The following is a 14,215-nucleotide window of genomic DNA, read 5'->3' on the forward strand; positions in this document are numbered from 1 at the left end:
TTTTTTATCCTTCTTAATAATATCCTTCTTATATATCCTTCTTAATTTATAATAATACCGTCCTGATTTACCTTGCAGCCGCCAACCACGGCATTCACTGCCATGGAACCGTCAGCGTTAAAATACCACCAGTGTCCGTTCACATTCTTCCATCCGCCGGAGAACATAACACCGTCGCTGCCGAAGAAATAGATTTTCCCGTCAATCTGCCGCAGACCCGTGTACATATATCCCCGCCTGCCGTCATACAGCTTGTGCAGATAATACCATTTTCCGCCAATCTCAATCCATCCGTCCTTCATATAACCCTTAGGATCGAAATAGTACCAGTCGTAACGGCCATTGTAATACAGATATGCCCAGCGGGCGCTTGGCCATGTGCCGTTGCTGTAGGCGTACCACCATCCAGTGTCATTCTGCATCCATCTTCCTTCCCTGACAGTACCTGAGTCATGTTCAGCCTGTACCGCTCCTGCTGTTTCCTCTGTTTCCTGGGTATAAGCGATTGCGTAGGTTGAAAATTCATCCGCCCTTATGGTCAGTGTATGATGTTCCTCCTGATACGTATTGTCCACAGCAGATACTGTTCCCCCATGGACCTTATATACAAAGTAGGGCGCCCTGTTTCTTATCTCCTCAGGGAGCGGAATCACAATCGTGAGTTTTTTGCCTTTCAGGTCCGGTACAGGCGTCTCATGATCCCCTGCCGTCACTCCGGCGGCATTTTTTACGGTCTTTAACACCTGCAAATCCAGATACATGCCCACCTGCCCGCCGGGAGCCATCTCCTGGGCAATGCGTTCTGCATCCTGGGCCACTTCATTTCTAGGTTTATTCTCAACCCGGAGCTTGAACTCCACAGTACCGCCGTCCCTGACTACATCTGCGTCAGATTGTGTATACAATTCACTGTGAAACAACTCATTTAATCCGCCGGCCACAACTTCCGGAGTATCCTCAGTGGCAATCTCAATTATGCTTTGTGTCTTTCCTATGCTCATCTGTATACCGGCCACACTGTTCCCGCTTTTTATCTCCACAATCTGCGTAACGCGGTAGTATCCGTTATTAGCTACCAGATTGTAGAATCCGTCAGGCAGTCCCTCAAATTTGAATTGTCCCGGTGACTGAAGGGGACCTGCCCCGGCCTGGACCGTATTGCCCCGCTCCAGCGTTACATAAATCAATGTATCCGCCATACCGCTGTTGTCCGTCACAGTACCGCTTATTTCACCCAGGGGACCGTTTAAGGCGGCAGTCCTGAAACGTACTAATTGTTCATGGGTTTTTATTCCTCCCCCACCGTTTTCCTCATATGATATCTGCATCTTCACCTGATAATCCGTCTCCGGATCCAGTCCTGCCAGTGCTGCTTTTACAGAGACTATTTCCATGTCCGAATCCTGGCTCAGCTCATGGTTTACAATCTGGTATCCATCTTCTGTTCCGGCTTTTTTATAGCTCACCGTCACCTCTTTTAACGGTACATTGCCCAGTAAGATGATTCCCTCCAGCATGGCGCTGTTTGGGGTGATATCCTTGGGCGCTGACAGGCTGAGTACAGGATTGTGTACTGACTCCACTAAAAATCCGCCTGGTATGACTTCCGGCATTACCTGGTAATTGTCCGCATCTCCATTGACCTGAATCTGCGTGATTCTTATATCATAGCTTCCCGCCGGGGCCTCCTTTGCATTGCCCTCGCTGGAAACAATAAGCGCTGACCTGATGGATGCTTTTACAGCATCTGTAAGGCCTTCATCTCCCGGCCATGTAACTATAAAGCCGCTGTCGCCAATGGGATCCGACTGATATACTTTGCGCCCTGATACTGTTATGGAAACCGGCTTAGGTTTGATGATATAAGATATGGCAGTGACAGAATCCTCCGTCAGCTCATATTTTTGCGCACCGCTCTCCGTAAGCGCGAATACGGCAGTATAAGAGCCTGCGCTGACAGGCGCATGGCCGACCGGTACGGACTGCCCGCTGTCTGTGGTCCGGGTATAATTTACGGTGTAATCTTCTTCCGTCAGGTCCGCCCCAGCAGAAACAGCAGAAGCTGCCTTTTCCTCCCCTGAATAGACCAGGTCAGAAGGCGCTGACAGGGTAACCGTTACATCCACTATCGGCGCAGCACCGTCGATACCCGCTGTAATCTGTCCGTTTTCAACGACTATTTCTCTTGTTACAGCCTCGCTGATAGCGCCCGCGTCATTCATAATCCATACATTAACAATGTAGGTACCGTCATCCGGGAACTCGGCTTCCCCAATCACCCCTGTGATGGTCTTCTCGCTGCCGTCAGCCAGTACACTGGCCAGATTCCTCTCCTCCTGCTGGGGCTGCCCGTCCTTTTTAATGGTATAGTAAATGGAATCAGTCCGCCCTGCTTTATCCGTAACCCTGGCATCTACCTTAATGCTCTTTTTTCCTTCTGCCTCCAGCGTAAAGCTGAACGGGTCTTTTGAAAGTACAGGCGGGTCCGCAATTTCCCCAACTGAGAAAAGAACAGAACGCGTAATACGTTCGCCCGGGGAGAGCTCCATATCTTTCCATGAGAAGGCCAGGCCGCTGTCACTTCCGATTAGATCGTCTGCACTGGTATCGTTAAATTGATTACTCTGTCTGTCGCTATAGTATCCAAACCACATGGTAGATATATCATCCGCCCCCGGCGCCTTTTTACATGCCAGTGAAAACTGCTGCTGACTGCCTGGATCCTCCATCCTAAATCCCGTTCCGGTTCTGTAAATAGATGCTGCGTCATTGCTTCCAATCTGAATATCTGCATTTACCCCAATACATACCCGTTCCATAGTCTTATCTGATACATTTACCAGGGTATGAGTCACCTTCAGATATTTTCCGTCGCTCACAAAATCAGCGGAAATCCCTGCTGCCAATATCTCTCCTGATTTCAGCTCAACAAAAACCGGTTCACGTTCCAAATTTTTAATGGACGTGCAGTCCGAAAATTTTGTAGGTTCCTTACCTGCGCAGACCCCCAGGTAATATCCGTTGTTACTGTAGGTGGTTTGTACATTCTTACCATCTTTTATTCCATGTACATCGTAATTGTCTGCTGATGCAGAAAGCCGGAATGATAGAACACCATTCTCTGTCTCCACAGGTTCCAGCTCATGGCTCAGGTCTGAAGAAAATGTGACTTTGATACGGGGATACTCACTCTTGCATACATCATACAACGCTCTGCCCAGTTCCAATTGATCCGTTCTGATAATAACAGAACCGGATCCTGTGATACTATTTGCAATCCCCTCAGGAACCCCTGTATTCCGGGGCAGAGAAACCACCAGCCTGCTGCCGGTCCCCAGTGCATTGCTCCCAATAGAGGTTACACTCTCCGGCACGGTTAATTCATGTAACTGTCCACATGCGTTAAATGCATTTTGACCTATACGTGCTGCCTGACCCAATTCCACAGAACAAATGGTCTTCGGAAAGATGGAACCAGACGAAACGTCCGGCATATCTGCTATCTTTTCTTTTTCTACTGAATCACTCATAATAAATGTCTGGAGTGATACCATATTCCGCAGATAATGCCAATCACTTTCCGAAAAAGTACCTCCCAGAATCTCCAGGGAATGAATATTGTCAGAAGTCTGATCCTTCAAAGCGTCTTCCAGTCAGTTCCATACCGCCATCAACCCTGATGCTGATAACTTGTTCCTCTATCGTATTCACCAGTTTCATATTGCTGAAAAATGTGTCCAGGTCCATCAGCTTCCGGTACAGCTCCGAATCAAATTCATCCTTCTCATCCTGGCTGAGCGCATCATATGCCTTCTTTGCTTCTTTCTCCTGCTCCATTATTCCTTGGATATCGGGAATCTGGGATGCCGTGGCCACACTTATCCGCTCAACCAACTCCACTATTTCCTCCGCTGACGGAAGCGCTTGGATTTTCTCATAAACAGATTCCATGGCGGAAGTAGGGTATATAATCACAGCATCTGTAATTTCTATAAAAATCATTGGCAGCTCTGTATCCATATCATAACGGCTGCTTATAACGGGTATGTAGCAATAGGTGGTTCCTGCTTCATCCTCGGGGGAGTAAGCGTATTCTCCCTCATCCGGTTCCCACGCCTTCACCGTTATCTCAGTCCACTGGTTATCCGTTTCTTCTGTGTTACTGTTCTCTGTATTCCCGGACTCTGTATTCCCGTCTTTTACATTTACCTTTTCCGCTGCGGTCTCTGTATATGCTTCAATACTTCCCGTTTTACCGTCATTCTCAGTAACATCCGCACCTGTATCTGCATTCTCCGGCAGACCTGCCCATGGTACCATCTGGCCCATAATCACAACAGAATCTCCAAAATCATTATTATCCGTACTGTCATAGCCATCAGCATTGCCGGTAGATGTAGATATGGAAGCCCCGGAATCATCAGAGCTGCCACTGTCTGCTGATGCGCCATGTGATGTATCCTGGTTGCCTTCCGGCACCGCTCCTTCTGACGAACTCTGGTTCCCTTCCGGCTTTTCTCCTCCCGACGGACTCTGGTCTCCTTCCGGTGTCTCACCTTCTGACGGCCCCTGGTTCTCTCCCGGATCCTCTCCCTCCGACGGATTCTGATTCTCTCCCGGCTTCTCACCTTCCGACGGCCCCTGATTCTCTCCCGGCTCCTCACCTTCCGACGGCCCCTGATTCTCTCCCGGCTTCTCACCTTCCGACGGCCCCTGATTCTCTCCCGGCATCTCACTTTCCGACGGCCCCTGGTTCTCTCCCGGCTTCTCACCTTCCGACGGCCCCTGGTTCTCTCCCGGTGTCTCTCCCTCCGACGGCCCCTGATTCTCTCCCGGCTTCTCACCTTCCGACGGCCCCTGGTTCTCTCCCGGCTTCTCACCTTCCGGCTGACTCTGATTCTCTCCCGGAGTCTCCCCCTCCGACGGATTCTGGGGTTCTCCCGGCTTCTCTCCCTCCGATGGATTCAGGTTACCTTCGGGCATCTCCCCCTCTGACGGTTTCTGGACCCCATCCGGTACGGTCGGTGTTACGGCTGACGTTGGCTGTTCCGGTTTTTGTTTCTCAGCATCATCCCGGTATGCCTTTACCATCAAAGTATCGGGAAACAGCTTTTCAAATTCCTCCTGGCTGGTTCCTTCAGGCACCTTCATGGAGGAGAGTTCCTCCGGCAGTTCCTGGAACTCGGAAATAATTATTTTCTTTCCTTCCTCTTTTTCGCCCTCTGCCAGGCCTGTTATCTGAATGCTGCTGCTCATTACCATAATGGCCATTACCAAACTAATAGCTCGTTTCTTTCTGTTGTAAATACGCATCGCGGCTCTCCCTATCATTTAAGTCTGATTACAGAATACATGGTTTCCAATCACGCACTGTATATGTCCATTTTCCTTTTCCAGGGAAAAATACATGGTCTTAAAAGGCAGAATCTGTGTTTCCCCATCCAACACTGCTTTTACATTCCGTTTCACACGCTCCGAAGGTTTCGCAGCGTCCATATTCCTGTTCTTCCATGTGACGAACTGACTGCACCCATTGTCTTTCTGGCTGAGCACCTCATAAACCGTATCAGGAAACTGGTCGGAATACATCCGGTTCAGAATTACCTCCACTACAGCCTGCTGTCCCCTGTCCGGTTCCGCGCCTGCCTCCAGCATGGTGATTCTTGCAATCATGTCCAGCTCTATCTCATCAAGCTGTATTCCCCACCTGTTTTGTGGGCTTCCTTTGTTTCCCGCAGGTTTCTCTCTTTTCTTTTGTAATTCTCCTTTTGCTATAGAGCAAATTGTCTCCGGAACACGGATCCCGGTCACCATTTTCCCATATTGGCCATTCACATCCGCCCCGTCCAGCCCAAACACCGTCATAGCATGAATTGTGAATGACAAAATCACTATGAAAGACAGATTGACTCCCACAAACTTTTTCATCGGTTATTCCCCCGGTATTCTGTCTTTTGTATGTTTCACCGGCCCGAAGACCTATATTTTCACCACCAGAGAATTAAAACCGCCGTAACGCCGGTAAAAGAACTCCTTTGCCTTACTCTTGATAACCCTCACTCCCATGGCATCCATATCAAAACCGCCTTCCTGGCTGACACGGCCCGTCTCCAGGGCAAAGGGGTCAAAATATCTTGCAGTGTCCCGGATATGGAGGACAAATTCCCCCTGCTGCCCGGCCACCAGTGTAATCTCGATGCATACGTCATCCCCGCCTCCGTCCCGCAGAATTACAACACATAATTCTTCGATGGTCATGGTCACGTAATACGTCTGTCTGGGACTGGCCTCCCATTTTTCACAAAATGCCCCGGCCTCCCCTGTGACCAGGGTCATATCCTGGTTTCCCTGGTTGACCGTGCAGGTGTAAACCCTGGATCCGTCAAATTCCTCCGTCCTGCCCCGGCCCGCTATAAACCGTATTATCCACAATCCCAGTGAAAGTACCTCAACAGCCGGGAACATCCACCAGAACAGGTCCATTCTCAGGAATGAGAAGAACAATACGCCGGGTATCAGCACAATGGCGCCCCGCAGCGACGAAATGATAAGGCTCTCCCGCTCCTGATTGCAGGACTGGAAATATCCGGCCAAAAGAATGGATATACCGGCAAACACCGTACCTGCGCAGTAAAGCCTGAGGGCTCCTGCCCCCATGGCGGCAGCCGCTGCCTCACGCAGCCCGAACAGGGTGCATATGAATTGAGGAAACAGGAAAATCAAAAGAGCTGCCAGGCATCCCGCGCTGCATCCATACCGAAAGGCGTATCTGCGCACATTCCTCATTCCCTCCCCGCGGTGCTCTCCGCAATAGGTGCTCACCATGGGCTGCATAGCCCTGGTGGTTCCCTCGTAAAGATAGAGAATCAGATAGGAGGCATTCTGCAGCATGTCAAAAACAGCTACAGACGCCTCATTCCCGGCACGGATTAGGATGTTATTGCACAGCAACAGGAAAATAAGCTGGTACAGATACTGGACGGAACTGGAACATCCGTCTTTAAAGGCCCTGGCTGCAGCCCCCGGCGCAGGACGGACAGGCCGGAATTTTAGTATATGCCTTCCTCCCAGGATACCTGGCAGATAGCACAGGATGGCAACTGCCTGGCCAATCATGGTGGACAAGGCTGCTCCCGCTGTGCCGTATCCCAGTATCAGCACAAACAGGATATTGAAGCCGATATCAGTAAGGTTGCCTGCAACCGAACCAAGACCGGCTATCTTCTCATTGTCATCATTACGCAGATAGTAATTGAGAATATTAGACATATAAAAAAGAGGTGTGGCTGAAACCAGCACCACCAGGTAGCTTCTGGTGGCTTCAAAAAGCGGTCCGTCATCCGGCACAGTGCCCAGGATAGCCAGAAACGGCGTCATGAAAACATTTCCCAGTATTCCTGTCAGGATACTAAATGCCAGAGCCCCTGTCACCACCTGGTTAAAGCTGTCCACTGCCTCCCCGGGCTTTCCCTCCCCCAAAAGCCTGGAGTACCTGACAGAACCTCCCAGCCCCAGCCCATGGGCAAACATGCAGTTAATCATGTAAACCGGAAGAATCAGCGCGATGGCAGCCAGACCCACGGCTCCCATTCTCTGGCCCACCACAACCGCGTCCGCAATATCACTGAGCGCCCATCCTGCGGAGGAAATGATGGCGGGTCCCCACATGCGCCGGAATATTCTGCCTGTAAAGCGGTCCCTGTTTTTCATTTCCCTTTTTCCACTCCCTTTTCTCTCATTCAATGGTCAGGATATCCGTAAATCCCGTGACCTCAAATACTTCCATGATTGTCCCGCACACATTGCGTACCGTCATGGTTCCCTGCCTGTTCATCTGCTTCTGGGCCGCCAGAATCACCCGCAGGCCGGCGGAAGACAGGTATGCCAGGCCTTCCATATCAAGCACCAGTCTGTCCACACCCTCTAATCCGTTTTTAATCACAGTCTCCAGCTCCGGTGCTGTTGTGGTGTCCAGACGTCCCTCCAGCTCCAGAGTCAGGCAGCCGTTATTTTTTGTGGTTGTGATTGTCATTATCATTTCCTCCCTGTCATTCTTCATTTTTCATAAAACCGAACCTGGTATCCACTCTGTTTTCCATGCAGCGGCAGATACTGCTGCGTATATGGAGCTTTGTGGATTTACGGAAGTCGGCATACCTGCAGTACCAGCACTCCCGCACAGCAGGCATGCTCCGGCTGGTCCCGGTAAAATACGGACAGCTGTAATCCTCTGTCACAATCGGGTAGCCGTCATCTGTCACGCCAATCACCGCTCCCCGGATTTTCTTTTCCGACATGGCCGCACACTCCTCTTTCATAAACATGATTTGCAGCCAAATGTGAAACAGCATCATCTGACCACGGAACAAACATATCACAGCCTTTAAAAGGAATGAGGGATGCAGGACAAAAAACGGTTTTTCCGGGATAATTGACACCGGACTGCCCACCCCTGCCTTTAACACGGTGTGGCTTCCTTCCATTCCAGGGCCAGTACCACCTTGACCGTGAATTCATCATCGGTGTGGCTGACCGCACAGTAGCCGTGGTAGCGCTCCGCCACATGCCGGATACTGTCCAGTCCCAGTCCGTGTCCGTTTTCCTCCTTTAGGGTAACCAGCCGGTCCCCATCCCATTTTACCCTTCCGTCATAGCTGTTTCTGATTTCCATAATCAGGTTATGCCCTACCAGGCGGGCCAGCAGCGAGATATACCGTCCGGCTCCACGGCCCTGGCGTTGGCATGCCTCCACGGCGTTCTGCATGGCATTGCCCAGCACCGTGCACAAATCCACGGGAGTACAGGGCAGGTCAGGAGGAATCTGGGCGTCGCAATTGAACCTGATCCCCCCGTTTCTGGCCTGTTCCCCGTAATATTTTAAAAGAATATTGGCCGCATGGTCCCCGCAGTAATACAATCCGTCCATGTCCGGCATCTGTTCAACAAGGGCATCCAGGTACTCCTTCAGACGGTCATAGTCCCCGGCCTGGGCGTATCCGCTCATCACCCGCAGATGGTGCAGGATGTCATGCTGCATCCTGCGCACCTCATCTATATGGCCTGCCAGGAAGGCATAATACTGTTCCAACTGTCTCTTATCTGCAGACATAACAAATCTTCCTCCTGTACTAAATACGGGTCAGCTCAGCCCGTTCCAGCAGATATCCGAAATACGCGTCCCGGATTGCGCGGCTGCCTCGCTGCCGTATAGGAATATGGGCCCCGGACATCATCAGGAAATCCTCCTCCGCTACTCTCACCCGGTTCATATTCACAATAAAGCTTTGGTGGCACCGCAGGAATCCGTGTCCCTTCAGCTCCTTTTCCACATCGTCCAGTTTTGCGTATACCCGGTACTCCTCTCCGTTTTCCAGAAATACCAGAAGCACATTCCTGCGGCTCTCTATGTATTCAATCTCCCGGTAGGCAATCCTGCGGCCCCTGCATCCCTTTTTGAGCAGAAGTGTTTTCTGGTTTCCCTCGTATTCCTCCTGCAAAAAACGTCTGAGCAGGGCTGCCGTCTTCTCCCCGTCCAAGGGTTTGACAAGGTATCCGTAGGCATACACATCATAGCTTTCCAGGGCATATGCCGGAGTAGTTGTCAGGAACACAATGGACACATGGGGCGCGTACCGCCGCAGACAGCGGGCAGCCTCCATTCCCAGCATGCCGTCCATGAAAATATCCATAAAAATAAGATCAAAATCAACGGAACCGTCATCGTAATCATCCACCATAGTTTCGCCGCGGCTGTATTCTGCCAATGTATACTCGTAGGGTACGGCCGCAAAAAAGGAGCGCAGGAAACCCTTTACCATATCCCTTTCTGATTTCAGGTCGTCACATATTGCAATACGAAGCATGATCATCCATCCTCTTTTTGTATCTTAACGATGTATTTTACCATAATATGGTCTGTATACCTGATTATGGGACAAATGACGGATTTTTTTGTATAAATGGCATATTATGTCCCTATTCCGTCACTCTCTGCACAAAACCAGACAGATTCTAATGCCGATTTTATCAGAAAGATTCCAGTTCATGTGGAATCCCGGCCACTCTTAACCAAAATGTAACCTTTTTCCCGGACCGCTCCCGGAATATATGGTATACTGTTATTGAGTACAGCTCGAATAACAGGCATCTGACGGGAGGAAGGGACCATGCCGTATCTTTTGTTTGTGGACGATGATTCCAATGTGTTAAATATAAACCGTAATTACTTTGAATCCAGGGGCTTTTCCGTATCCGTGGCCCAGACAACGGACCAGGCCCTGGACCATGTGAAAAAGTATCCGGTAGACTGTGTGGTGCTGGATATTATGATGCCGGGCTTTGATGGGTTCCTGCTCTGCCGCCGCTTTAAAACCCAGATGACAGCACCTGTGATTTTCCTCACCAGCCTGACAGAAAAGGAATATTTATATCAGGGCTTTTCCCTGGGCGGAGATGATTTTCTCACCAAGCCCTGGGACCTTAAGGAGCTGGAGATGCGGATCCGGACCAGAATCAGCCAGTGTTCCAACCGTTCCCTTAAGGGTGAACGGCTGGAATTCCCGCCTTTAACCATTGACGCCGGCACCCGCCAGGCGTCCATAGGGAATGTCTGTGTTCCGCTGACCGCCTATGAGTTCGACATATTACTGCTGCTGGCCCGTTCTCCGGGCCATGTCTTTTCCCCGGACTCCATTTACCGTGAAATCTGGAAACTGCCTGATTTGGACAACACCCAGACCGTCAAGGTGCATGTGGCCCGTATGCGGCATAAAATGGAAGCTGCCTGCCCGGGACACAGCTTCATCGGAACCGTGTGGAAGCAGGGGTACCGTTTCCTGCCGGAAAACAGCTGAGAGTAATCGTGAGAGGCGGTGAAAAGCCATGACGCAGTACAGGAATTCAAAATGGCTCAATTTAACGGCAGCGGCAGCCCTGCTTCTGGCTGTCCTTATTCTGTTCCAGTTCCTGTATCAGAAAGATAACAAATACACAAACGGGCCTCCCTATGGAAGTCAGGGTGTCTTTGCATTCTCCGCCCGTGACCTGACAGGCAGCAGGCCCCTGTTTCTCATTGACGGATGGGAATTCTATCCGGACCAGCTGCTGACACCTGATACCGTTGGTTCTGTTCCGGACCAATCCATGTCCTTCATATTCATCGGACAGTATTCCAACTTTTCCTTCCTCTCCTCCGGCCATTCGCCCTTTGGCAGGGCCACCTACCGCCTGCTGCTGCGATATGACGGAGAACCAAGGCTTCTGACCCTGGAAGTGCCGGAGCTGTTTACGGATTATCAACTTTGGATAAACGGACAGCCAGTGGAACAGGGCAGCCCCTTTGCAACCTTTTACATGGACGGCACCGCCGAAATTTTGTTAAACACAGACAACCGCAGCCACTATTACAGCGGTCTGACCTATCCCCCTGCCCTTGGCACCCCTGAGGCTGTCCACAGGATGTTATTTCTGCGCCATATGTTCTACGGCATACTGTGTATCTTTCCCCTGGCCCTGTGCCTTTACGCGGCCGCTGCCTGGAGAATACGGGACAGGGACAGGCGCCTGCTGCATTTCGGCTTATTATGCCTGTTTTTTTCCATCCACTGCGCTTATCCGTTCATTCACCAGCTGGGCCTGTCCGGAAGGCTCTGGTATGCCGTGGAGGATGTCTCCTGGATGGCTATGCTGTATGAGGTCATGGTACTTTCCTCCGTGGAAGCCGGTTTCAGCGGAAAACTGTGGTACAGGAGATTCCTCCGCCCGGCTGCGGCTGCGGCCTGTGCCGTATGCGGCCTGTCCGTCCTCTTCCTCATACCTGCCTCCCCCCGCCTGGTGAATCTTTACGGCGCCTTCCTGGACGGATACAAGCTTCTTATCTGGCTCTATCTGCTGGAATGTGCGGTATACGGCCTGTGGATGAACCGGGACAGCGCGGGCCTGGTGCTGGCCGGATGTTTAACCATGGGGGCCGCCATGGTGTCCAATCTTCTGGACAATAACCAGTTCGAGCCTGTTTATACGGGATGGCAGACGGAATACAGCGGCTTTATCCTGGTCATCGTTTTCTGGATTCTCACGGTCCGGCACATAAGCCGGGTCCTGAAGCAGAACCAGGCCCTCACCGAGCACCTGGAGGACCAGGTACAGAAGCGCACCAGGGAGCTCCATGCGGTGCTGGATGAACGCAAGGCATTTTTCTCGGACCTGGCCCACAACCTGAAGGCGCCCGTGGTGGCCATTCACGGATTTACGGATTTGATTCTCAGGGGAAATTTGTATCTGGATGATGATTTGAAGGAATATCTGGATAAAATCAGCAGTGAAAATGAAGAACTATGCAGACGCATGTACGTGCTGGGAGACTTAAATGCTTTTGATAAGATTACGGAGCCAAGGGAATTAATAGAAATAAACGGCTTGCTGTCCCAGGTCAGTCACGATAATGAACCTGAGGCCTGCATATCCGGTATAGAACTGCGGGTGGAAAAACTGGAAGACCAGGCATTTATCCTGGCGCAGAAGAGAAAGCTGCTGCTTCTTTTTGAGAACCTGATTTACAATGCCATATCATTCACGCCGGAGGACGGCGTTATCACCATTTCCCCCTGCCTGGATCAGGACGGCGTGACGATACGGGTAAGCGATACAGGTATGGGGATTGAGCCTGAGCATCTTCCCCATATCTTTGAACGTTTTTATTCAGGACGGCCCGATGCCTCAGAAAGCAGCGGATTGGGGCTCTACATTGCCCGTATCACAGTGGAAGAACTGGGCGGGAGCATTCACGCGGAATCCGTGAAAGGACAGGGAAGCGTGTTCACGGTACGGATTCCCCTGGCGGGGACAGTCCCTTCCCTATAGATCCTTTCCTACAGATCCTTCCTTATAGTCCCTTCCCTATGAAATGATAAGCCGGATGTTTTTGCTTTATATTTCCCGCAGAAGCTCTCCCAGCCTGCGGATCCCCTCATCAATCATGCTGCAGTCCGCGTTTGTAAAGTTAAGGCGCATGGTGTTGGTATCAGTCATATTGATGTAAAACGGATCACCGGGAACAAACGCAACCTTTTTCTCCAGGGCTTTGGGAAACAGCGATAAGGCGCTGACCCCTTCCGGCAGTGTCACCCATAAGAACATGCCTCCGCGGGGACGGGTGTACCTGACTGTCTCCGGAAAATACCGGTCCATCGCCTCTGTCATAGCCTGTGCCTGCTCCTTATACAGCTGCCTGATTTGGTCGATATGGGCGTCATAGTCGTTGTGCATCAGATAGTCCCATATCAGGTATTGGGAGAAGATATTTGTATGTAAATCACTGGCTTCTTTTGCCACCGAAATATGTTTCAGAAGTTCCGTGTCAGCGCAAATCATAAAGCCGGTTCGCATGCCCGGGGTCACTGTCTTTGAAAATGTCCCCAGCAGAATGCTGCCCGGCAGCTGGCCTGCCCCGATATAAGGAATACGGCCGCCCTCGTCAAAGCGCAGTTCCCCATAAGGGTCGTCCTCCACCAAAACGATTTCCCGCTCCCTCAGAACCTCGCGGATACACGCTCTGTTTTCAGCACAATAGCTGAGTCCTGTGGGGTTCTGGAAGTCCGGAATGGCATATATAAATTTGACATCATGTTTCAGAGCATCTTGTAACTGTTCTATATCCATCCCTTCCTCTGTCAGCTCAACCGGATAAAATACCGGCTGATATTGGGAAAATGCCTGTATGGCCCCAAGATAACTGGGCTTTTCCACAATCACTCCGTCCCCTGTGTTTAACAGGACCTTGGATATAAGGTCCAGGGCCTGCTGGGACCCTGTGGTAATCAGGATATTTTCAATGCCAAGTTTCAGGCCGAATCTGCAGTTGTAGCGGTCCGCTATATACTGGCGCAGTTCCGGGAGTCCGGCCGTGATGGAATATTGGAACAGGCTGCTCCCATAATCCCTTACAATGCGCTCCATGGATACCAGAAGTTCCTCCTGGGGAAATGATACCGGGTTTGGCAGTCCTCCTGCAAATGAGATGATTTGCGGGTCAGCCGCGGTTTTTAGAATACTTCGGATGAATGACGGTGGTGTGGATTTAATCCGCTCAGATAATAAATGTTCCATACTGCTGCTCCTTTGTCCATTTTCTTTATAGTGGTTTTTATAATGGTATCATTATAAACTTGCAAAAGGACTCGAACAACAGTAGAATTGTATGCAAGACAATTTTGCA

At 50.7% G+C, this 14,215-nt stretch carries 11 protein-coding genes; 2 read left to right on the forward strand and 9 right to left on the reverse strand.

The genetic code is table 11. The annotated features are described in order from the left end of the window. Positions 1–41: 41 nt before the first annotated feature. The 8 genes from CGC65_RS22905 to CGC65_RS22940 form a co-directional block, all read right to left on the reverse strand. Complete coding sequence (locus CGC65_RS22905; protein ID WP_002568655.1) at positions 42–3,641, reverse strand: N-acetylmuramoyl-L-alanine amidase family protein; 3,600 nt, start codon at positions 3,639–3,641, stop codon at positions 42–44. Then, the gene (locus CGC65_RS22910) at positions 3,622–5,313 is read right to left on the reverse strand and encodes a hypothetical protein (protein ID WP_105105466.1); all 1,692 of its coding nucleotides are present in this window, start codon (positions 5,311–5,313) and stop codon (positions 3,622–3,624) included. The genes CGC65_RS22905 and CGC65_RS22910 overlap by 20 nt, the downstream gene beginning before the upstream one ends. A gap of 18 nt (positions 5,314–5,331) precedes the next feature. Next, positions 5,332–5,928, reverse strand: coding sequence for a cell wall hydrolase (locus CGC65_RS22915; RefSeq protein WP_002568657.1), 597 nt, complete (start codon positions 5,926–5,928; stop codon positions 5,332–5,334). 51 nt (positions 5,929–5,979) lie between these two features. Beyond that, a complete protein-coding gene (locus tag CGC65_RS22920; protein ID WP_002568658.1) occupies positions 5,980–7,710 on the reverse strand; it encodes an MATE family efflux transporter in 1,731 nt (576 codons plus the stop codon). A gap of 25 nt (positions 7,711–7,735) precedes the next feature. Continuing rightward, complete coding sequence (locus tag CGC65_RS22925) at positions 7,736–8,032, reverse strand: STAS domain-containing protein (protein WP_002568659.1); 297 nt, start codon at positions 8,030–8,032, stop codon at positions 7,736–7,738. A gap of 16 nt (positions 8,033–8,048) precedes the next feature. Further along, the gene (locus CGC65_RS31895) at positions 8,049–8,297 is read right to left on the reverse strand and encodes a hypothetical protein (RefSeq protein ID WP_227124144.1); all 249 of its coding nucleotides are present in this window, start codon (positions 8,295–8,297) and stop codon (positions 8,049–8,051) included. A gap of 161 nt (positions 8,298–8,458) precedes the next feature. After that, positions 8,459–9,109: a sensor histidine kinase gene (locus CGC65_RS22935; RefSeq protein WP_002568661.1), complete on the reverse strand. Its 651-nt coding sequence runs from the start codon at positions 9,107–9,109 to the stop codon at positions 8,459–8,461. A gap of 19 nt (positions 9,110–9,128) precedes the next feature. Continuing rightward, positions 9,129–9,863: a LytR/AlgR family response regulator transcription factor gene (locus CGC65_RS22940; RefSeq protein WP_002568662.1), complete on the reverse strand. Its 735-nt coding sequence runs from the start codon at positions 9,861–9,863 to the stop codon at positions 9,129–9,131. A gap of 303 nt (positions 9,864–10,166) precedes the next feature. On the opposite strand from CGC65_RS22940, the gene CGC65_RS22945 reads away from it, so the two are divergent. Beyond that, complete coding sequence (locus CGC65_RS22945; protein ID WP_002568663.1) at positions 10,167–10,853, forward strand: response regulator transcription factor; 687 nt, start codon at positions 10,167–10,169, stop codon at positions 10,851–10,853. A 28-nt stretch (positions 10,854–10,881) separates the two neighbouring features. After that, positions 10,882–12,861 carry a sensor histidine kinase gene (locus tag CGC65_RS22950; RefSeq protein ID WP_002568664.1) on the forward strand — a complete coding sequence of 660 codons (1,980 nt, stop codon included), beginning with the start codon at positions 10,882–10,884 and terminating at the stop codon, positions 12,859–12,861. A gap of 66 nt (positions 12,862–12,927) precedes the next feature. On the opposite strand, the gene CGC65_RS22955 is transcribed toward CGC65_RS22950, so the two are convergent. Beyond that, entirely contained in the window at positions 12,928–14,106 is a 1,179-nt protein-coding gene (locus CGC65_RS22955; RefSeq protein WP_002568665.1) for an aminotransferase-like domain-containing protein, read from the reverse strand. Between the last annotated feature and the right edge of the window lie 109 nt (positions 14,107–14,215).

It is taken from the genome of Enterocloster bolteae, assembly GCF_002234575.2.
Lineage (GTDB): Bacteria > Bacillota > Clostridia > Lachnospirales > Lachnospiraceae > Enterocloster > Enterocloster bolteae.